24 protein-coding genes are annotated in these 20,398 nt (G+C 65.4%); 12 read left to right on the plus strand and 12 right to left on the minus strand.

From position 1 onward, the window contains the following. Window positions 1–321: 321 nt before the first annotated feature. A complete protein-coding gene (locus A8950_RS04555; protein WP_133612401.1) occupies window positions 322–744 on the plus strand; it encodes a hypothetical protein in 423 nt (140 codons plus the stop codon). A gap of 47 nt (window positions 745–791) precedes the next feature. Here the strand turns inward: A8950_RS04555 and A8950_RS04560 are convergent, their stop codons facing one another. From A8950_RS04560 to A8950_RS04570, 3 genes are read right to left on the minus strand one after another with little or no spacing between them, the layout of a single operon-like run. Continuing rightward, window positions 792–1,229, minus strand: coding sequence for a hypothetical protein (locus tag A8950_RS04560; RefSeq protein ID WP_133612402.1), 438 nt, complete (start codon window positions 1,227–1,229; stop codon window positions 792–794). Further along, complete coding sequence (locus A8950_RS04565; protein ID WP_166644998.1) at window positions 1,226–1,549, minus strand: rod-binding protein; 324 nt, start codon at window positions 1,547–1,549, stop codon at window positions 1,226–1,228. Before A8950_RS04565 ends, A8950_RS04560 begins: the two co-directional genes overlap by 4 nt. Beyond that, on the minus strand, window positions 1,549–2,724 hold the full coding sequence (locus A8950_RS04570) for a flagellar basal body P-ring protein FlgI (protein ID WP_133612404.1): 1,176 nt from the start codon (window positions 2,722–2,724) through the stop codon (window positions 1,549–1,551). The genes A8950_RS04565 and A8950_RS04570 overlap by 1 nt, the downstream gene beginning before the upstream one ends. 290 nt (window positions 2,725–3,014) lie before the next feature. Here A8950_RS04570 and A8950_RS04575 point away from each other — a divergent pair, with 290 nt between their 5' ends. Next, entirely contained in the window at window positions 3,015–3,446 is a 432-nt protein-coding gene (locus A8950_RS04575) for a flagellar assembly protein FliX (protein ID WP_133612405.1), read from the plus strand. Between the two features lie 203 nt (window positions 3,447–3,649). After that, entirely contained in the window at window positions 3,650–4,066 is a 417-nt protein-coding gene (gene dksA, locus A8950_RS04580; protein WP_133612406.1) for an RNA polymerase-binding protein DksA, read from the plus strand. 51 nt (window positions 4,067–4,117) lie between these two features. Here dksA and A8950_RS04585 read toward each other — a convergent pair whose 3' ends face one another. From A8950_RS04585 to flgF, 5 genes are all read right to left on the minus strand, one after another. Then, window positions 4,118–4,687, minus strand: coding sequence for a nucleotidyltransferase family protein (locus A8950_RS04585; protein ID WP_133612407.1), 570 nt, complete (start codon window positions 4,685–4,687; stop codon window positions 4,118–4,120). Between the two features lie 168 nt (window positions 4,688–4,855). After that, window positions 4,856–5,626 carry a flagellar basal body L-ring protein FlgH gene (gene flgH, locus A8950_RS04590; protein ID WP_133612408.1) on the minus strand — a complete coding sequence of 257 codons (771 nt, stop codon included), beginning with the start codon at window positions 5,624–5,626 and terminating at the stop codon, window positions 4,856–4,858. A gap of 15 nt (window positions 5,627–5,641) precedes the next feature. Continuing rightward, on the minus strand, window positions 5,642–6,664 hold the full coding sequence (gene flgA, locus A8950_RS04595) for a flagellar basal body P-ring formation chaperone FlgA (RefSeq protein WP_133612409.1): 1,023 nt from the start codon (window positions 6,662–6,664) through the stop codon (window positions 5,642–5,644). Window positions 6,665–6,675: 11 nt separating this feature from the next. Next, window positions 6,676–7,461, minus strand: a complete 786-nt coding sequence (gene flgG / locus A8950_RS04600; RefSeq protein WP_133612410.1) for a flagellar basal-body rod protein FlgG — start codon at window positions 7,459–7,461, stop codon at window positions 6,676–6,678. 29 nt (window positions 7,462–7,490) lie between these two features. After that, window positions 7,491–8,234 (minus strand): flagellar basal-body rod protein FlgF, encoded by a 744-nt coding sequence (gene flgF, locus A8950_RS04605; RefSeq protein WP_133612411.1) that lies wholly within the window; start codon window positions 8,232–8,234, stop codon window positions 7,491–7,493. 335 nt (window positions 8,235–8,569) lie between these two features. Between flgF and A8950_RS04610 the strand changes: the two genes are divergently transcribed. From A8950_RS04610 to A8950_RS04650, 9 genes are all read left to right on the plus strand, one after another. Beyond that, window positions 8,570–9,088, plus strand: coding sequence for a flagellar basal body-associated FliL family protein (locus A8950_RS04610; protein WP_133612412.1), 519 nt, complete (start codon window positions 8,570–8,572; stop codon window positions 9,086–9,088). A gap of 124 nt (window positions 9,089–9,212) precedes the next feature. Beyond that, on the plus strand, window positions 9,213–10,280 hold the full coding sequence (fliM, locus tag A8950_RS04615) for a flagellar motor switch protein FliM (protein WP_243735526.1): 1,068 nt from the start codon (window positions 9,213–9,215) through the stop codon (window positions 10,278–10,280). Window positions 10,281–10,287: 7 nt separating this feature from the next. Then, window positions 10,288–10,767 (plus strand): DUF6468 domain-containing protein, encoded by a 480-nt coding sequence (locus A8950_RS04620; RefSeq protein ID WP_133612413.1) that lies wholly within the window; start codon window positions 10,288–10,290, stop codon window positions 10,765–10,767. A 9-nt stretch (window positions 10,768–10,776) separates the two neighbouring features. Continuing rightward, complete coding sequence (locus A8950_RS04625) at window positions 10,777–11,553, plus strand: MotE family protein (protein WP_133612414.1); 777 nt, start codon at window positions 10,777–10,779, stop codon at window positions 11,551–11,553. Between the two features lie 234 nt (window positions 11,554–11,787). Then, window positions 11,788–12,174, plus strand: a complete 387-nt coding sequence (locus A8950_RS04630; protein WP_133612415.1) for a response regulator — start codon at window positions 11,788–11,790, stop codon at window positions 12,172–12,174. A gap of 41 nt (window positions 12,175–12,215) precedes the next feature. Beyond that, entirely contained in the window at window positions 12,216–12,878 is a 663-nt protein-coding gene (locus A8950_RS04635; RefSeq protein WP_133612416.1) for a protein phosphatase CheZ, read from the plus strand. Between the two features lie 58 nt (window positions 12,879–12,936). Next, window positions 12,937–13,653: a hypothetical protein gene (locus A8950_RS04640; protein ID WP_133612417.1), complete on the plus strand. Its 717-nt coding sequence runs from the start codon at window positions 12,937–12,939 to the stop codon at window positions 13,651–13,653. Beyond that, window positions 13,650–14,396 (plus strand): flagellar motor protein MotB, encoded by a 747-nt coding sequence (locus tag A8950_RS04645; protein WP_133612418.1) that lies wholly within the window; start codon window positions 13,650–13,652, stop codon window positions 14,394–14,396. The genes A8950_RS04640 and A8950_RS04645 overlap by 4 nt, the downstream gene beginning before the upstream one ends. A gap of 26 nt (window positions 14,397–14,422) precedes the next feature. Then, window positions 14,423–18,187, plus strand: a complete 3,765-nt coding sequence (locus A8950_RS04650; RefSeq protein ID WP_133612419.1) for a hypothetical protein — start codon at window positions 14,423–14,425, stop codon at window positions 18,185–18,187. A gap of 74 nt (window positions 18,188–18,261) precedes the next feature. Here the strand turns inward: A8950_RS04650 and fliP are convergent, their stop codons facing one another. Genes fliP through A8950_RS04670 form a run of 4 tightly spaced genes read right to left on the minus strand, consistent with a single transcriptional unit; the run spans window position 18,262 to window position 20,165 of the window. Continuing rightward, window positions 18,262–19,020 carry a flagellar type III secretion system pore protein FliP gene (gene fliP / locus A8950_RS04655; protein ID WP_133612420.1) on the minus strand — a complete coding sequence of 253 codons (759 nt, stop codon included), beginning with the start codon at window positions 19,018–19,020 and terminating at the stop codon, window positions 18,262–18,264. Continuing rightward, window positions 19,020–19,391 (minus strand): flagellar biosynthetic protein FliO, encoded by a 372-nt coding sequence (locus tag A8950_RS04660; RefSeq protein ID WP_133612421.1) that lies wholly within the window; start codon window positions 19,389–19,391, stop codon window positions 19,020–19,022. Before A8950_RS04660 ends, fliP begins: the two co-directional genes overlap by 1 nt. Window positions 19,392–19,440: 49 nt before the next feature. Beyond that, window positions 19,441–19,779 (minus strand): hypothetical protein, encoded by a 339-nt coding sequence (locus tag A8950_RS04665; protein ID WP_133612422.1) that lies wholly within the window; start codon window positions 19,777–19,779, stop codon window positions 19,441–19,443. Then, window positions 19,776–20,165, minus strand: coding sequence for an EscU/YscU/HrcU family type III secretion system export apparatus switch protein (locus A8950_RS04670; RefSeq protein ID WP_133612423.1), 390 nt, complete (start codon window positions 20,163–20,165; stop codon window positions 19,776–19,778). The genes A8950_RS04665 and A8950_RS04670 overlap by 4 nt, the downstream gene beginning before the upstream one ends. Window positions 20,166–20,398: the final 233 nt, after the last annotated feature.

Consider the following 20,398-nt stretch of genomic DNA (forward strand, 5'->3'; position numbering starts at 1 on the left):
GTGAGCAAAAAGGAATAGGCATCGACGCCTATTGAATTTTTTGACGGCAATACCTATGCTGGAATCTGGGTAACTTTAAGCTGCGCCAAGTGGGCCCTGCCAACCGCCCCTGTGCGTGGTATCGATCTGGTTTTGTGGTGATGCCTGGATCGATGACCGGAATGGTCGATGTGGAGACTTCCGGCCATATACCTAGGCGAGGAATGTTGCTGAATGGTAAACGCTGCGGCGGCAATTGACACAGGGTCGGGCGGGTTCGCGCGGGTCGCGGCGGCCGATGCTGTCTTGCCGTCGGCGGCGGTGGACAGTGGGGCCGAGGTTTTGTCCGCCCAACCGGCCGAGACGCCGGCCAATCTGCTCCAATCCTTCCGCTACAACAGCTTCGAATTCTCCTACCGCCAGGATTTTGGCAAGATCGTGCTGTTGCGCCAGGAGCCGCAGACGGGCGAAGTCGTCCAGCAATTCCCCACCGATTACTATCTTGAGCGCTATGCCCAGAGCGAGCGCGCGTCTCGCCAGCTGGCGCAGGGTGCCAACCAGGCCGAGACGGGCGGATCCCGGACGGCCGAGGCGACCACGGCGGATGGAGAGGGCGCTGTCGCGCTGGCATCGGTCGGCTCCACGCCGGCGTCCGGCAGCGTTCCCGCGGCACCGGCTGCCGGCGGCGTTGCCGCGGCGTCACCCAGTGCCCCTGCCTTGCCGGGTGGTGGAGCAGGCGGTGGCCGGGTGGACATTACGATCTGACGCTGTCGACGTGATTGCGCGGGGCGGCCGGCTTGATGCCGGTTTTTTTATGCCCGCTGCTGAACGGCGACCGGGCAGGAAGCTGGCTGACGACGCGACTTGGTCACCGAGCCGCGGGCGTTGTAGCCGGTGACCGCCGCGCGCTTTTCCTCCAGCGCCTGCACCACGGCACGCATCACGCGCTCGTTGACGTCCCGCATCGCCTTGAGGGCGCGCAGATTGTCCTGCACGGCGCCCTGGAATCGCTCGGTCGCTTCGGTCAGTTCATCGCGCAGCGCCTGATTGACCGAGGCCAGGTCCTCGCCCGGCTCCTTTAGCGCCATGGTGAATGCCTGATAGGCATCGGCCAGCGCCACCTTGTCCAGTTGCAGTTGCTTAAGCTCGGTCGGCTTCAGGCTGCGCAGCAACTCAAGCTCACGTTCCATGCAGCCGATCAGCTGGGAGGTAATGGCCAGCAGTTCGGTCACCCGGGTTGACTTGTTCATGAACCAATCTCCTGAAGCTGAAGCAACTGGCGCTGCACGACGTCGGCGATGCCGAGCGAGCCGTTGCGCGCGACGCTCTTGCCGAATTCCTGGTTGAGCAGCGACCGGAACATATCCTCGCCGATACCGCCGCCGGTCAGCGGATCCGGCTCCAGCCCGGCGGTCATCTCGTCGAACACCAGGCCGGCGAAGAAGGCCTCGAAATCCTCTGCCAGCTTGCGGATTTCGCCGGCATTGCGGTCGCCTGCCTGCGGCGCCGGCGGCTTTGGGCTGCCGACCAGATTGGGGACCAGATGGCTGGGCAGGTTGATCTCGCTCATCATTGCACCGTGATGTCGGCTTGCATCGCGCCGGCTGTCTTGATCGATTGCAGGATCGAGATGAGATCGCGCGGCCCGACGCCGAGCGAATTGAGACCGGCGACCAGTTCCTCGAGGGTGACGCTGTCCTCGAGGATGGCCAGCTTTCGGTCCGGGTCTTCTTCGACATCGATATTCGTGCGCGGCACGACCGTGGTCACGCCGGTATTGGAGAAGGGCGAGGGCTGCGAGACCTGCGGCGTCTCGGTGATGCGGATCGTGAGGTTGCCCTGTGCGATCGCCACCTTGCTGATGCGGACATTCTGGCCGATCACAACGACACCGGTATTCTCGTCGATCACGACCCGCGCCTGCTGGTCGGGCACCACCGGCAATTGCTCGATATCGGTCAGCAGGGCGGCTGGGTCGCCGCCGTAATTGGCAAGGTTTAGCTGCACCGTGCCGGGATCGGTGGCGTAGGCGGTGCCGCTGCCAATGAAATCGTTGATCGCTTCGGCGACGCGGCGCGACGTGGTGAAGTCGGGATTGCGCAGCGCGATCCGGATCGATTGCAGCTGGGCCAGGGCGAACGGCACTTCGCGTTCGACGATGCCGCCTCGGGTGATGCGACCGGACGTCGGAACGCCGCGCACCACCGTTTCGGCATCGCCCTGCGCCTTGAAGCCGCCGATGGTGATCTGGCCCTGGCCCACGGCGTAGATTTCGCCATCGGCACCCAGCATCGGCGTCGCCAGCAGCGTGCCGCCCTGCAGGCTGGTGGCATCGCCCAGCGACGAGACCGTGATGTCGATCTCGCTGCCCTGGCGCGCGAAGGGCGGCAGGGTGGCGGTTACCATGACGGCCGCGACATTCTTCGGCTCGAGATCGGCATTGGCCTGGTTCACCTTGACACCCAGGCGCTCCAGCATGCCGATCAGGCTCTCACGGGTGAACGGCGCCTTCTTCTTGACGTCGTCGCCGGTCCCGTCCAGTCCGACTACCAGGCCATAGCCCACCAGCTGGTTTTCGCGGACCCCCTCGAACTCGGCAATATCCTTGATGCGCGACAGGGCCAGGGCGCCATCCGGGCGCAACAGGGTCAGCGCCGTAACCAGGGCGAGGGCAAGCCGCGCCCCGCGCCGGCAATGACGGCCGAGACGGGGGAGGAATCCGGAATTTGCTGTCGCTTTGAACATGACCGGCATCTGCCTGTTTAGGCGTGGTTATCCTTGGCAATCCAGGGATGCGAGTTCCGTGCCAGTCGCCACAGGATATAAGAATAAATAAAATCAATGTATTGGGTGGGGCAGAAGGCGGCCGGCCGGCGGCAGCTTGTCGCCGCATTGCGAACCTGGCGGGCAAAAAATGCCGTCGTGAACCTTGCATTGCCGCCATGCATCAAGGGATTAATTCTGTTTAATCTTTCATTAGCGCCGGGTGGTATTATATGTGGGCTGCCATGATCGAACCCAGCGGATGAACCAGCGTGCCGATCAAGATTGATCCCATTGCTCCAAAGCCAGTGGCAGCCGGTCGGCGGGTCGGCCAGGCCACCGCGCCCGGTTCCGGGACGGAATTTGCCCGTGCCCTCGGCGACAGCCATGCCGCTCAGGGCCAGCAGGTTTCGAGCAGCCTCAGCGTCAGTTCCCTGTCGGTTGTTCTGGCGGTGCAGGAAACGCCGGATTCCACCCAGGGCCGGGCACGGCAGCGGGCGCGCGAGCGTGGTTTCAAGATGCTCGACTATCTTGAGGAGATCCGACTGGGTCTGCTGCTCGGCATGGTGCCGCGGGACAAATTGGAGCAGCTGGCGCAGATGGTCAGGGCCCGCCGCGAGCAGGTGGATGATCCCCGGCTGACGGCGATCCTGGATGATATCGAATTGCGAGCGGCGGTCGAATTGGCCAAGCTGAGCCGCTGAGAAGCTGACAAAGTTCTGCGGCCCGTCACGAGAATTTAATTTTTTCAATGGGTTGGAATGTAGCCCAAGGCGTAAATCGCGCTTGCGGGTGGCGCCCTTTTGCCTATACTCCGCGCCAAATTCGCCCTGCCGAATCCGGCCAAGTGATTGAGTTATTGGGCGGGCGGGCGCGGCGGAGTGGCAACGATCAGTCGAGACCACGCATGAAGCCTTTGCTGTCGCCAGATTACCGTCCTACCGACAAAGAACCCTTTATGAATCCAGTCCAGCTCGAGTACTTCCGCCAGAAGCTGCTGGCCTGGAAGGGCGAGTTGCTGCGGGAATCGGGCGAAACGCTGAGCCATCTGCAGGAAGAAAGCCTGTCCGAGCCGGATCTTGCCGACCGGGCCTCGCTCGAAACCGACCGCTCGCTCGAATTGCGTACCCGCGACCGCGAACGCAAGCTGATCCAGAAGATCGACGAGGCCCTCGGCCGCATCGAGGACGGTACCTATGGTTATTGCGAGGAAACCGGCGAGCCTATCTCGCTGAAGCGCCTGGAGGCCCGGCCGATCGCGACATTGTCGCTGGAAGCCCAGGAGCGTCACGAGCGCATGGAGCGGACCCACCGCGACGACTGACGTCGATCGCAAGGAATTTCCGGCGACGGCGGGCCGAAGGGCCCGCCGTTTTCATGTCCGCCCTGTCTCGGGGATGACGAGCCAGGGCCAGCGCGCGCGAAGGCTCTCCGCCTTCTCCCGGAATCCGTTTCTGGCGGGGCAGGCATCATTGGCGGCAAGGACGCCCCTTTCCAGTTCGTCGATTCCGTAGGGTGCGTGCAGTTCGAGGGTGCCGTCCGGCAGCGGCTGCAGGCCGACGCAAGTACAGCGAATCTGAAACCGCCCGATGGCCGCGCGCGCCGAGGCGACCGGCGGCCACTCGGCGCCAAAACGATCATGATACCACAGATGCACACGCGCCTGATTCTTGACATCGATGATGGCGTCGAGATCGGCGAAGACCAGCGCCGCGCGTTTCACCACGGCGTCCTCGGCCGCATATGAAAGGTCGCGATCGTCGAAGTAGAAGATATCGTAATCCTTGATGCCCGAGGTAGGCGGTCGGCCGCCCAACGCATTCCAATAGGATTGATAGACGGCGCCGGCAACCAGCCAGGCATCCCCGATTCCCAGCATCGGCAGGCGGGTCAGGATGGCGCGGTTGATCGGATTGGCCAAGGCGGCGGCGGCGAGGTCGGTCATCACACCAGTCTAGCAGAGCGGCAAAAAAAGTGCCCTTCCACCGGATGGGTGGAAGGGCGCGAGTTGCCGTCATGAAACGGTCGTCCGTCGTCGGTCCCAGCCCGGACCGTCGCGGCAGTTCTTGGCCTCGAGATGAAGCTGGTTCCTGGCGCCCCTTAGCTGCTGGTCTCAGAACGGAAAGAAGATGTCGTAGACCTGCTGGCCATAGCGTGGCTGCTGGATGTCCGACAGTGTTCCCTTGCCGCCATAGGCGATGCGCGCCTCGGCGATCTTGTCATAGTTGATCTCGTTGACGTTGTTGATGTCCTCCGGGCGGATCACGCCGCCTACGGTCAGTGCGCGCAATTCGTAGTTCACGCGCACCTGCTGCGTACCCTGCAGCACCATGTTGCCATTGGGCAGGACCTGGGTGATGACCGCGGCGACGCGCAGGCGAATGGCCTCGGAGCGGTTGACGGAGCCGGTGCCGCTGGTGCTCGACTCGCTGTCGGAATTGACCAGGTTGCCGGCATCGATACCGTCCGGGAACAGGTCGCTCAGCAATTGCTCGTAGCCCAGCAGATTGTCGAGGCCGGCGCTGTTGCTGCCGTCGCGCTCCTGCGTCGTGCCGTTGCTCAGCGTCGCCTGGTCCTGGATCTCGATCACCACGGTGAGGATATCGCCGACCTTGCCGGCGCGCTGGTCCTTGAAAAAGGCGCGGCTGCCCTGGCGCCAGAGCGAGGCCGGCTGCCGAATGTCCTGCATCGGAGCCGGCATCGGCAGGCTGACCGGCTGGTAGCCGACCTGCTGCGTCGGGTTCTCGATCGGGTCCATGCTCGGCTCCTTGCCGATCTCGGACACCCGGTCGATCAAATTGCCGCAGCCGGCCAGCGGCAGCGCGAGGGCAAGGGCGAGGAGCCCGGCCTTCCGCCCGTGCGAGGCGATGCTATGTCGGTTCATCGCGGCTTCCTTTCCTCAGTTCAGGGTCAAATGGCCGACCAGCGGGATTTCGATCGTTCCCGCGTCGCGCACCACGCCGACCAGTTCCTTCTTGCTCTTGACGTTGAGGACCCGCACCGGCTGGCCGATTGCCGCGTCCTCCAATACCTTCCCGGTCAGGGACAGGCTCATCGCCCCGCTCTGCAGGGCCAGCGTCACCAGGCTGTTCTTGCGTACCGCCGGCGTCATCACCAGATCGCTGGCGCGCAGGATCTGGTTCGAGCGCAGCGGGCGCCGCGTGCTCATGCCGATCAACTGGCGCGCATCCGTCACCACATTGCCGACCAGGCGCTCCGCCCGGACCGACAGCCAGTCGAGATCGCCCTGCTGCACGGTGGTGCCGGCGGGCAGGGCGCGATTGAGAACGGGAATCTCGACGGTCTCATACGCCCAGCCGGTGACCGACCGTTGCAGCGCGGTCGGGCCCTCGGCCGGCACCACCAGCATGGCGGCAAAGCGCCGGCTGGCCGGATCGTATTGCAGGTTCCGGATGCCGATATCGGCCGCAACATTGGTCGGCAGCACGAATTCGAACTCGCCGCCGTCGAACATTACGTCCAGGCCGCCGGCATGGCCGCCGCGATCGCGCAATGCTTCCGCCACGGCGGCGGTGATCTCGGGCGCGGCGATATGATGGCTGAGACGGCCGACCAGGACGCGTTCGAGCCTCGTTTCCGGTTCCCAGTCCAGCCGGTAGGCCCGCGCCACCTGGCGCAGGAAGCGCGCATCGAGCGAGATGGTCTGGCCCGGCGCCGGCGCCCGTGCCACCGGTGTGTCGCCCAGCGACAGGGTTTCCATGAACAGATCGCCCAGCCGGACGACGTCGTCGTCGACCATGATGCTGCTGCGCAGGGTCAGCGGGCTGGATTCCTGCCATTCATAGCCGAAGACGTCGGCTGACGCGGTTTCCTGGGCGCGTGCGGCATCGGCGGCGAAACCAGCCAGCAGGGAACTGGCCATCAGATAGGCGAGTCGGCGCGAGGGGGGACGGCGGATCATGGTGCCACTCCTCAGCGGATGTTGGTGGTGGTCTGCATCATGTCGTCCGATGCCTGGATCACCTTGGAGTTGATTTCATAGGCGCGCTGCGCGGTGATGAGATCGGTCATCTCGCTCACCATGTTGACGTTCGACTGCTCGAGGAAGTTCTGCTGCAGCGTGCCGAATCCGATGGCGCCGGGATTGCCGACCACCGGCCCGCCGGAGGCCTCGGTCTCCAGCAGCAGGTTGTCGCCGGACTGTTCCATGCCGGCCTCGTTGATGAAGGTGGCGAGCTGCAACTGGCCCAGCAGGGTCGGCGCAATCTGGCCCGGGATGGTCACCTCGACCTGGCCGTTCGCGTTGATGCTGATGCCGGTGGCGTTGTCGGGTACCACGATGTTGGGAATGAGGGCGAACCCGTCCGCCGTCACGATGGTGCCGTCATTGGAAAGGCGCAGGGCACCGTCGCGGGTATAGGCCGTGGTGCCGTCCGGCAGCGTTACCTGGAAATAGCCGCGCCCCTTGATGGCGACGTCGAGCGGATTGTTGGTCGGGATGAGCGAGCCCTGCTCGGTGATGCGGTAGATGGCGATCGGCTTCACGCCGACGCCGACGCGTACGCCGGCCGGTACGATCGTGGCGGTATCGGAGGATTGCGTGCCGACGCGGCGCAGGTCCTGGTACAACAGGTCCGCGAATTCGGTGCGGCTGCGCTTGAAGCCGGTCGTCGTCACGTTCGCGATATTGTGCGCGATGACGTCGACGTTGAGCTGCTGGGCCATCATGCCGGTGGCGGCGGTGGTCAAGGATCGCATCTTTCTCTCCCGTTCTCGGGTCGCGGCTCTTATGAGCTGGGAATGATGTAGTTGACGGCCCGGCGCATGCGGTCGTGCTCGCCTTCAAGGAAACGCTGGATGGATTGATAGGAGCGCTGCACCTGGATCATGCTGGTCATCTCCAGGATCGTGCGCACGTTCGAGCCTTCCAGCATGCGCTGCTGGACCTTGAACGTGTTGGCGACCGCCGGCTGGGCCGGCTGCTCGCTGGTGAAGCCGCTGGCGCCAACCGGCTTGAGCAACTGGTCGTCGGCGAAGGTGACGACGTCGAGCTGCCCATAGATGACCGGCACATTGCCGCCCTGGGTGACGTCGGCCGAGAGCATGCCGTCGGCGGAAACGTTGAGCGGGCCATCCTCCGGGTTGACGATGACGGGGGCGCCCCCGGCCAGGACCGGATAGCCGGCCTGGTTCACCACTTCGCCGGCGGCGTTCAGCTGGAAGCGGCCGTTCCGGGTATAGATCGGCCCTTCGGGGCCCTGGACGACGAACCAGCCCTCGCCCTGGATGGCAAGGTCGAGATCATTGCCGGTCGGCTGCAATTCGCCTTCGCGTTGATCCCGCCAGGTGGCGAGATCCTGCACATAGGACAATTCGACCGGTCGCTCGGCGGGGATCAGGTACTCGCTGAACACCATTCCCTCGGCCTTGAAGCCGTTGGTATTGGCGTTGGCCAGATTGTTGGCCACGACTTCCATATTCCTTACCAGACCGAGCTGCCGGGACAGCGCGATATAGGTCGGTGTTTCCATGACGGTGCCCTCGATGGGGTCGGTTCAATCCGGCTCTGCGGCCGGTCGGACATCGTCATGCACCTTGCGTGCCACAAAAAATAATTGATTATTTACAATAAGTTAAATGATACGCGGACGCTGGTCGCGCAGATTGTGCCGGGTCGCCATGCGGTGACTGCCGGGCATGAAGTGCAGGGTTGCATCGCGGGTGTTTTATGGGATGTTAACCATCCCGACCTATTGTCCCTCCGGTCGCAGGGTATGCGAAGCGGTTAACTGGGGGCGCCTTTTTTGCCTCTGGCACGCTTTGCGCATTGGGTGGCGCGAGGATCGAACAGGGAATTGGATGATTCATGGCTGAGGCAGAAGGCGCAAGCGAGCCGCAAGCAACCAAGAAGAAGATGAGCGGCAAGAAACTGGTGCTGTTCATTGTCCTGCCGCTGCTGCTGCTGGCCGGCGGCGGCGCGGCGGCATTCCTGCTGCTGGGCTCGGAGGAGCCGGAGAAGGCGGTGGCAGATGGCGAGGAGGCGGCCGAGGAAGAACATGCCGCTGATCCTGGCGCGCCGCCAATCTTTGTCGAATTGCCGGAAATGACCGCCAACCTGATTTCGAACGGCAAGAAGGGAGCGTTCCTGCGCACGACCCTGGTGCTTGAATTGGGCAACCCTGAGGATCAGCCGGTCTTCGAAGGCGTACAGCCCCGGGTGGAGAACGAGATTCAAACCTATCTGCGTTCGCTGCGTCCCGAGGACCTCCAGGGTGCCGAGGGCATGAAGCGCCTGCGCGATGAACTCATGCTGCGGGTGAAAGACGCCGCAAAACCTGCTAGGGTAAAAGACATTCTGTTCAAGCAGATCCTGGTTCAGCAATAGCCGGCGGAAGGGCCGGCACCGAGCGTCGTACGGCGATGGTTGCCCCGATTTTCGAGCCCGGATTTTTGCCACCGGAAGTTTGACCCCGGGAGTTTGACCCCCGGGAGTTTGATAAGGCGCAGTGATGATCGACGACCCCGAAGAGGAAATGTCCGAGGAAGAGAAGGCCGCTGCCGCCGCCTGGGAGGCGATGGGCGACGAAGCCGCCGCGGAGGAACCGGCCGCTGCCGGACCGATGTCCAACCGCGTCCTCGACCAGGACGAGATCGACAGCCTGCTCGGCATTTCCAAAGGGGATGCCGGCGAAGAGAAGCAGTCCGGCATCCAGGCAATGCTCAACAGCGCGCTCGTTTCCTACGAGCGCCTGCCGATGCTGGAGATCATCTTTGATCGCCTGGTGCGCATGCTTTCGACCAGCCTGCGCAACTTCACGACCGACAATGTCGAGGTCAGCCTCGACAACATCACGGCGATCCGCTTCGGCGACTATCTGAATTCGATTCCGCTGCCAGCCATGATGGGCGTCTTCAAGGCCGAGGAATGGGACAATTACGGCCTGCTGATGGTCGATTCCTCGCTCACCTACTCGATCGTCGACGTGCTGCTGGGCGGCCGTCGCGGCACGGCAGCGATGCGCATCGAGGGCCGGCCCTATACCACGATCGAGCGCAACCTGGTCGAGCGCCTGATCAGCGTCGTTCTCAACGACCTCACCGCCACTTTCGATGTGATCTCGCCGGTCACCTTCCGCTTCGAGCGGCTGGAAACCAATCCGCGCTTTGCCGCCATTGCGCGGCCGGCCAACGCCGCCATCCTGGCGCGGCTGCGGGTCGACATGGAGGATCGCGGCGGACGGCTCGAACTGATGTTGCCGTATGCGACGCTGGAGCCGGTCCGCGAATTGCTGCTGCAGATGTTCATGGGCGAGAAGTTCGGCCGCGATTCGATCTGGGAGACGCATCTCTCCGGCGAGCTCTGGCAGACCGAGGTCAATATCAATGCCGTGCTGGACGAGGTCCAGGTGTCGCTCAACGACGTCCTCAACTGGAAGCCGGGCAGCCGGCTCGACCTCGAGGTGACGCCTGATTCGCTCGTCGAATTGCGCTGCGGCGATGTGCAACTCTTCCGCGGCCAGATGGGTCGCAAGGGCCAGCATATCGCGGTCAAGATCCAGGACCGACTGATCAAATAGGCCTGCCATGCTGAATTGGGGCTTCATTGCCGACGCGGTGCTGATCGTCCTCCTCGTGGCGACGCTGTTGCATGTGGTGCGCCTGTCGCGCCGGCTGGCGGAACTGCGCAAGGATCGTGCCGCCTTCGAGGGATTGATCGCGGATTTTGCCAAGGCGACTGCCGACGCCCAGCGCGGCGTCGCCGAGTTGCGCCAGAGCAGCGAGGGAATTGGCCGCGATCTCACTCACCATATCGAGCGCGGCCAGGGCGTCGTCGGCGAGTTGCAGCACAGCGCCGACGATCTCAGGATGCTGATCAACCGTGCCGAAGCCGCCGCAGGCCGGCTGGAAGCGGCAATCGGCGCGGCGCGCCCGCTCGCCGCCGGAGCCACCACGCCGCGGGGTGGCGGGACCGAGGCCAAGGCCGCCGCCGAAAACCCGGCCGGGGGCTTGACCGACGATCCGCAGACCCGTGCCCTGCTGTCGGCACTGGGCCGCATTCGCTAGGAAGGCAACATGACCACATCTACATCCAGTCAGCCGCAGAACGAGGCCGCTCGCCCGGCGCCGCAGCGCGGTCCGCGCCTGCTGCCGTTGCTGGCGTTGATGCTTGGCCTGGTGATCTCAATCCGGGTGGGCGACATGTGGCAGGACGTCACCCTTGGCATCGGCGGCGAATTGCAGGCCCAGGAGGGCCAGCCCCAGGAAGGTCAGCCCCAGGAAGGCCAGGCCCAGGAAGAAAATACGGCCGGAAACGGCACTGTACCAGCGCCGGCGGAGGCGGTTCCCGGCGAGACCCAGGAGGCGGCAACCGATGGCGGTGAGCCCACGGCGGAGGCCGGGGCGGCTCCCGCGGCGCCGACGCCGGATCCGCTCGATTTCACTGACGAGGAAGTCGAGGTGCTGCAGCAACTGGCCAAGCGACGCGAGGAACTGGAAGTGCGGGCGCGGCAACTCGACGAGCGCGAGGCGATCGTTGCCGCGGCGGAGCAGCGCATGGAACAGAAAATGGCCGAACTCCGCGCTTTGCAGACGATCGTCGAAGACCTCCTGGCGAAACGGTCCGAACAGGAGGAGGCGACGCTGCAGACTCTCGTCCAGACCTACGAGAAGATGAAGCCGAAGGATGCCGCCCAGGTGTTCGAGGAGATGGACATGGACCTGCTCAAGGACCTGGTGAGCCGGATGAAGACCAGCCGGGCGGCGCCGATCCTGGCCCTGGTTTCGCCCACCAAGGTCAAGGAACTGACCCTTGAACTCGCCGAGAAGGATACCCTGCCTTTCGCCCCCTGACGGGTTTCCCCGTCACGGTGCCGTTCGCCAGTCGGCGCGGCCCTGATATGTCCGGCCGGGTGAGGTTTTGCCGGATGTATTTGAGCGAGGGGTGAAAAATTAACCTTTATGTCCGGTCGGCTTAACCCCGACTTAACCTATTTGTCCCAGATTTGAGCCGGTTACGAGTTGTCGCTCGCCTGGAATCCCGCTGTGCCGGGGGCGAGACTGACGCGGATGAGCGAGAGGGTAAGAATGGCGGTCGATCTCAACATGAATGTTCTCATCGTCGACGACTACAAGACGATGCTGCGGATCATTCGGAATTTGCTCAAGCAATTGGGCTTCAACAATGTCGACGAGGCGACGGACGGTTCCGCCGCCCTGCAAAAGCTGCGTGACAAGGAATACGGCCTCGTCATCTCGGACTGGAACATGGAGCCGATGACCGGAATCCAGCTGCTGCGCGAGGTGCGCGCGGACGCCAAGCTGAAGAACATGCCGTTCATCATGATCACGGCCGAAAGCAAGACCGAGAACGTCATCGCGGCCAAGGAAGCCGGCGTCAACAACTACATCGTGAAGCCGTTCAACGCCGCCACGCTGAAGACCAAGCTGGTTACCGTTCTGGGCAATTTCTGACGCCGAGGGCCGCGCGCCAATCGATCGAAAGGGCCGCCAACATGACCGCAACCGTGCCCGCCGAGCTGATCGGTCGCCTGAGTGAATTGCAGGGTCGCATGCAGACTGTGAGCCGAGCCGAAATCGCCGAAGTCGTATCCACCCTGCTGGCGGAAATGGAAGGCGATCTGTCGGAAGACAATCTCAAGCTCTATGCCGAGCTGGAATCCCTCTCTCGCTATATCCTCGCGGCAAAATCCGAGATCGCCGCCCTGCGCCCGGACGAAATTACGGCGCAGCACCTGCCCAAGGCCACCGACGAGCTCGATGCCATTGTTGGCGCCACCGAAGAGGCGACCAATTCGATCCTGGCGGCAATGGAAACGCTGGAGACACTGGCCGGCGAATTGCCGCCGGAACAGGGCGACAAGGTAACGGAGGCCGTGACTCAGGTCTATGAAGCCTGTAATTTCCAGGACATCACCGGCCAGCGCATTACCAAGGTCGTGCGGACGCTGAAGCATATCGAGGAGAAGGTCGAGGCTCTGGTCGCGGCCTTCGGGGACGAGATCGCAAAATACAAGGCGACCCATCCCGAAGCGGCGGAAGAACCGGAGCAAAAGCCGGCCAAGCCGACCGATGCCGATCTTCTCAACGGGCCGCAATTGCCGGATGATGCGTCCAAGCAGGCCGAGATCGACGCCTTGCTGGCCAGTTTCGATTAAGCGCTCCTGACGGCGGCGTCACCGCCTCAGGGTGAGCGCGCCGGAAGGAGGGGCTGTCATGGCTGCGCCGCCGCGGGCGGATTCCAATGGAGGCACCGATCGCGTGGCAGTCGGGCGTCAGGGCACCAGGGCGCCCGCGCTGCCACCGTCGCTGCTGGGGCCCCTGCCTGCGCCACCCCGGCGCGATCCCAGCCTGATGCCGTTCCTCTCCATCATGCTGCTGGTACTGGCCTTCTTCATCATTCTCACCTCGAAGGCTAGTTTCGATGCAGACAAGGCGCGCGCCGTGACCGAAAGCGTGCAGCGCAAGTTCGCCGGGCAGCAGGCCGCGGTGGTCGACGGGCCACAGGGCGGTGCCCTGCAACCTGAGGCGCGCGACGTGCTGGAGAATGTGCGGGTGCTGTTCCAGGGATTGGTCCCGCTTGACCGCAACGCGCGCCAGATCGGCGCGCATGAAATGGCCCTCTCGTTGCCGGTCGACCTGTTCTTTGCGGCGGACACGGCCGATGTTCTGCCGGCCCGCCGCAGCCTGATGGACGAGGTCATGCGCGCGATCGCCTTGCGCCCGGCGGGCTGGGAATATGAACTCGAGATCCGCCTGCAGGGCGATCCGCCGGGGCCGCTGACGCTCGACCGGGCGGCCAACCTTGCCGCCACCCTGGCGGGCGAGCGGCCGGCCGAGCCCGGCATCCTCGTGGCGCTGGGCCCGGGCAGTCCCGACTGGATGGCGCTGATGATCCGGCTGCGGCCGACGCCGGGCGAGTCGCTTCCATGAAGCTGGACCGGGACTTCCTGAAGGCCGTCTATCCCAAGGTCGACGAGGGCCGCACACCGCCCTGGCTGATCACCTTTGCCGATCTCGTCTCGCTGATGCTGGTCTTTTTTGTGATGTTGTTCGCGATGTCCAGCCTGGAACGCGAGGAATGGCAACAGATCCTCGGCCGCGATCCGGTCCCCCAGGTGATCGAAGTTCCCGATCCGCTGGAAAGCGAACGTTCGCTGGAGCGGGCACAGGTGGAACAGGCGCGCGATCCGGATTATCTTCTCTCCGTGTTCAAGACCAAACTGGAGTCGGAGCCGTTGCTGAAGGACCTGCCGCTGCGCAGCATGGGCGATCGAATCGTCCTGACGATTTCAGCCGATCGCTTGGCCGCGGACCTTGCCGCCGGAGCGCCCGGCGGGGCTGATTCGCTGGTACATGCCCTGGGCGGCGCCCTGCAGACATTGCCGAACCAGATCGTGGTCGACGGTTTTGCGCCGGCCGATGCCGCGGGGAATGCCTGGCGGACCGCCTTGCGCCTCGCCTATTTCGTTGCCAGCGGCCTCGAGACATCCGGCGTCAACGGTCCGGTGCTGGCGCGTGGCCAGGTTGCGCCGCGGCTAGCCGGCCAGGGGAATTCCGGCCAGGAAACCTCGGGCCAGAATGGTTCCGGTCTGGATGGCGGCGGGGTCGAAGTGGTGCTGCTGGACAATACGACGCCGATCCTGGCTCCGGTCGGCGCCGCGCCGGCGCCCTGACCATGCGCCCCTGCGCGATGCGTACCATGCCGCTTGCCCTGTTGCGGTTCGCCTTGTGCCAGTTGCTGGCGGTGACCTTCTTCTTCTGCACGGCCAGTGCTTTCGCCCAGGACGCCGCTTCGGTTCGCGGCGAGTTGCGCGACGATTTCGGCCGCCTGGTAATGGATTGGGGGAGTGTGGCCCCACCGGCCATGGCGATCGAGTTGCAGCCGAACCAGATGGTTCTGCGATTCGACCGGCCGGTGCGCATCGACACGGCGGCCCTGCGCGCCAATCTAAAAGCCTATTTTCGCGACGCGACACTTTCCGGCGACAGCCGTTCCCTTCTGCTCGGGCTGAAAAAGCCCGTGACCTATCGCGCCAGAACCGAGGGCAATCGCATCACGCTTGATGTCGGCCAGCCCGGCGAGGCCGTATTCGCGAACGAGAACAACAGCGCCGCAATACCGGCCGCCCCGGCCCCGGCAACGGCAGAGCTTCCTCCTGCGGTGCCGTCTCCGTTACCGCCAGAAACCACGGCGGCAGCTGAAACACCGCCCGCCGGCGCGCCTGCCGTGCGCGTCCGGACCGGCGAGCATGACGGCTATTCGCGCCTGGCGATCGATTGGCCGGGGGTGGATTTTTCCATCAGCCAGGATGGACGCGCGGTCGAACTGGTCTTTGACGGGGTGGCCGATATCGACCTGGCGGCGTTGCAGCGCCGCCAGCCGAAGCGACTTGCCGAAGCCGTGCTGCGGCGGGATGCGGCCGGCAAGCAGGTCCTTGCCCTGCGCGTGCCGGACAATGTGACGGCAATCAGCTTCCGCAACGGCGATACCATTGTACTCGACCTCAAGGACGGTGCGCCCCCACCTGCAACGGCACCGTCCGTATCGGCGCCGGACCTGGTGGCGACCGCACCGGCCGGCGCCGTAGCACAGCCGGCGGCACCGGTCATGGCCTCGCCGGGCGAGCCGCCGCCGGCGCAGGCCGGGACGCCGCCGGCGCAGGCCGAGACGCCGCCCGCACAGGCCGAGGTGCCGGCACAGCAGCCCACACCACCGGCCGGGCTGGCGACCCTCGGCGGCGACCCGCTGCAGCCCGACCTGCAATCGGCGCCGCCGGTGGGCGATGGCGCAGGGGATGGCGCCGCGCCACCGGTTGCTCAGGCGCCGGTGCCGCAGATCGTGACGCCCGTCGTAATCACCAAGGAACCGGCAGCGACCCCAGCCGCCGCGCCACCGGCGCCGGTTGCCATCAGCGCCAGTGCGGTCCCTGCCGACAATGGCGCCGTGCTGCGTTTCGCCTTCCCGCAAGCGACGGCACTTGCCGCCTTTCGCCGAGGCGACGCCTTCTGGCTGGTCTTTGCCCGGCCCGGAGAGGTCGATCCAGCGGCCCTGGTGCGTGCTGCGCCGATCCTCACCGGATTGGCGCGCATCGATACGCCCTATGGCACCGTCTTGCGCCTGCCAGCGACCGGTCGGCTGGGCGGCGCCAATATGGGCGCCGACATCATCGGCGACGGACGCAGCTGGCAGATCAGCCTTGGCCCGGGGCGCAATCTGCGACCGGCGACCGAGCTTGGCCAGCGCCGCGAGACCCTGGGCAATGGCGGCACCTCGCTGCTGTTCCAGGTGCCGGAGCCGGGGGCCGCCATTGCTCTGGTGGATCCGGAAGGCGGCGATCGCCTCGCGGTGATCCCGGTCCTGGAGCCGGGGCTCGGCCTGGCCACCGGCGCCGACTGGCCGGATTTCCGGGTTCTTGGCAGCTTCCAGGGCGTGGCGGTGATCCCGGTCAGCGACCGCGCGCGGGTGGAATCGCTGCCCAACGGCGTTGTCGTCACGACGGTGGGTGACATGTCACCGCCCTTGATGGCCGAGACGGCGCCACCACCCCTGGACGAAACCACAGCCCCGCCCGGCGAGGCGGTGGTCCCGCAGGATGCGACTTCCCCGGCTGCGGCGCCGGTCGAGGCCGTGGCGCCAGCGGGAGAAGTCGCGGGTCTGTTCGATCTGCCGGCCTGGCGGCGCGGCGGGGAGGCAACCTATGCCGCGGACGATGCGGCACTGCGGGCGGCGGTCGAGGCCGCGCCGCCTTCGCAGAAGCCGGCCGCCAACCTGGCGCTGGCACAATTCCGGTTTGCCCATGGCCGCAATGCCGAAGCGGTCGAGGCACTCGATCAACTGCGTGGAACGCCGCTCGGCGGCGATCCACTGGCGCAGACATTGCGCGGCGCGGCACTGGCCCTTATGGGCCGCGACCAGGATGCGGCCGAAACCCTGTCGGACCAGCGTCTGGCCGCTATTCCCGAGGCCCGTCTGTTCCGCGGCTATCTGGCGGCGCGCGCCCGCGACTGGCCGGCTGCCGCCGATGCCTTCAAGGCGGTGCTGCCGAAACTCGACGACTATCCCAAGCCGGCGCGCATGACCCTGCGCCGTGCCGGCGCCGAGGCGCTGATCGTCGCGGGCGACCCGCTCACCGCGCAGACCTTCCTCGACGGCATGCGCCTCGATTCTCCCAATTCGGAAGAGCGCGCCTATCACGACTATCTCAGCGGGCGCCAGCAATTGCGTCTGGGGGCGAGGGACAAGGCGGCCGAGGTCTGGCAGGGCCTGGCGCAAAGCCCGGTGCCGGAAGTGCGCGCCCGCTCGCAATTCGACCTCACCGAGATGCTGCTTGAAGACGGTGCCATCGACGCGCGCGCGGCTGCGGCCAATCTCGAGGCGCTGCGTTTCGTCTGGCGTGGTGATGATTTCGAGTTCGACTTGCTCAATCGCCTGGGGCAGCTCTATCTCGCCTCCGACCAGCCGCGGCGCGGCCTCACCACGCTGCGCCAGGCGGCGACGAATTTCCCCACCAACCCGGGCGCCAAATCGGCCACCGATGCAATGTCCCAGGCGTTCCACGATCTCTATCTCGGCAATCGGGCCGACCGGCTGCCGCCGCTGACTGCGGTCGCTCTCTATGACGAGTTCCGCGAACTCACCCCGAGCGGAAGCGAGGGGGACCGCATGATCACCGCGCTGGCCGACCGGCTGGTGAAGGTTGACTTGCTCGACAACGCCGCACGTCTGCTGGAGAATCAGGTGACCAAGCGCCTCTCCGGCCTCGACAAGGCGCGTGCCGGCACGCGCTGGGCGGCGGTCTCGCTGCTCAACGGACAGCCCGGCCAGGCGCTGGTCGCGATCCAAGAGAGCGAGATGCCGGATATGCCGCCGGAACTAATGCGCGAACGCCGCCGCCTTCAGGCGCGCGCGCTGTTCGAGACCGGCGATACGCTGCGCGGCCTTGCCCTCGTGCGCGACGACAGCAGTCTCGACGGGCTGTGGCTGAAGGCGGATCTGCAATGGCGGCTGCGCGAATGGCCGGCGGCGGCGGTGGCGCTGGATGACCTGGTTCGCGCCGAGGCGGCGCGGCTGCGGCTGGCCCTGCCCAGTGAACCGACGGCCGAGGATTTGGCCGATGATCCCGCCACTGCGCTGACCGATCCCGGCGATGCCGAGGCGATCGCAGCGCAGCGTGACAATTCGTTCAACGAAGTGCTGGCGCCGCTCATTCTCAACCAGGCGACGGCGCTTTCGCTTGCCAACGACCGCGCCGGCCTGCGGCGCCTCGCCCGGCTGCACGGCCAGCAGATGGCCAAGGGACCCTATGCCACCGCCTTCGCCACGCTGACCTCGCCGCGCACCAATCTGGCCGACAGCATTACAGCGGCGATGGAAAGCGTGGACCAGCTGGGCGCCTTCGTCGAGGATTACCGTGCCAGACTGCGCGCGTCCTCCCTCAGCGCACCGGGTGAACCGGCCCTGTGACGCTGGACTTGTGAAGCTGGACTTGTGAAGCAGACCCAGTAACGCGCGCGCCGCGATGCGATGGCGCGGCGGCGCTATCCGCCGAGGCTGAAGCTCCGCACCAGGCTGCCGGCGACAAGATACCAGCCGTCTACCATGACGAAGAAGATCAGCTTGAAGGGCAGGGCGATCATCACCGGCGGCAGCATCATCATGCCCATCGACATGAGGACCGAGGCTACCACCATGTCGATGATCAGGAACGGCAGAAAGACCAGAAAGCCGATTTCGAAGGCACGCCGCAATTCCGAGATCATGAAGGCCGGGATCAGCACCTGAAAGGGCGTGTCGGCCGGCGTCGCCACCTCGTCGATATCGGCGATGTCCATGAACAGGGTGAGGTCCTTTTCGCGCACCTGACTCAGCATGAAGGTGTGGAACGGGGCGGTGGCCGCGGCAAAGGCCTGCTCCTCGGTGATCTCCTCGGCGATCAGCGGCGCGATGCCGTCCTCATAGGCCCTCTGGAAGGTGGGCGCCATGACGAAGCTGGTCAGGAACAGGGCAAGGCTGACCAGCACCATGTTGGGCGGCGTCTGCTGGGCGCCGAGTGCCGCGCGCAGCAGCGACAGAACGACGACGATGCGGGTGAAGCTGGTCACCGTGATGAGGATGCCGGGTGCCACCGAAAGCACGGTGATCAGCGCGACGAGTTGGATGATGCGGCCGGTCGTTCCGCCGCCCGGATCGTCGCCGAGGTCGAAGGTGAAGCTCTGGGCCAGGGCTGGCGCAGTCAGGAGCGCCGCCAGCGCGGCCAGTGACAGGGCGGCGAGGAGCGATCGCTGCACGAGGGGCATCAGACATCGCCCCCTTTCGGCGGCAAATTGTCCGGCCGTTCTGCCCGCAAGGTCGGGCCCTCGCTCCTGTGGCGGCCAAGCTCGTCGCCGAAACTCAGGGACGCGGCGACGCCGCCATTGCGAATGCCGCGTTCCACCACGAGGTCGCCATTCGGTCCCATGAGGATGAGATGCTCGGTGTCGTCGCGTCGCACCAGCATCAGGCGGTGGCGCGGGCCCGCCATGGCGCTCTCGACGACATGGAGGCGACGCCGGCCGCCGGGTCTGACCAGACCGCCCGCGCCGAACCGGCGCAGCACCCAGGCGAGCAGCAGGATGAGGCCGAGGACCAGGACGAGCGCCAGTATGAAACGCAGATATTCGGAATCCATGGCGGGCTGTCTCGGTCCTTGTTGGCAGGCCTTATTGGCAGGCAGCGATTTATTTCTTGTCAGGCTTGGCACCATAGACCGCCTGGGCGCGCAGGCGGCGTTCGGCTTCGGCCATATCCAGCGACAGATCGACATTGCGTCGCCGCAGCGCGAAGTCGAGGGCGTCCAGTTCCTGCATGACGGCGCCGAGGGCAGGGCGCAGTGGCCGCGCGATGGATGGGTCCAGGCCACCGACGGCATCGCATAACACGGCGATTCGCATGGCAACGATGTCCAGTTCGACCAACTCGCCGGCTTCCGTGGCCTGGCGCGCGGCAGCGATCAGCCCGGCCAGATCGGCGATGGCGGCCGGGAGATCGTCGTGCTTATGGCCGGCGGGCGTGCTCACAGCCCGGCTCCCCGCGGCGGGCCGTCATCCCGCGCGGAATCGCCGGCGGCGGCGCGGTTGGCGCGATAGACATAACTCAGGATCTCGGCGACCGCGGCGATGGCGTCGATCGGCACTTCGGCATCGAGTTCGAGAGTGGCCAGCAATTCAACCAGATCCGGGTCTTCGCGCACCGGGACGCCCTGGGCGAAGGCGATGGCGAGGATCTGCTCGGCCACCGCACCGCGGCCGGTCGCGACCACGCGCGGCGCGCCGGGTCGGGGATTCGCCGCCGCATCCGGCCGGGGCTTCTGGTCGAGCGCCACGGCCAGCGGGACGCGCTCCCTGGGTTGTGGCCAGCGCGGACGCCGTGGGCCAATCTCGTCCTCGTCGCTGTGGCGGGCCATCCGGCTCTCCCCATCGAATCGCCCGGGCCGACGCCCGAGCCTTGCCGAAGCCTTATACTATGGGTCGGCGAGCTTAACGAGGTCTTAACGGGTGCGCTAAATATGATGGAAAATCAATATGTTCTGCCGCAGACCCGGCTTCCGGAGAATTTGTCGAGATTTTTCATAGCATTTTAGACAATTTAACTGGATGTTAAGACGTGGCCCCGACAATCGGGCCCTGATGCCGTAAT

Source organism: Dongia mobilis, from assembly GCF_004363235.1.
GTDB lineage: Bacteria > Pseudomonadota > Alphaproteobacteria > Dongiales > Dongiaceae > Dongia > Dongia mobilis.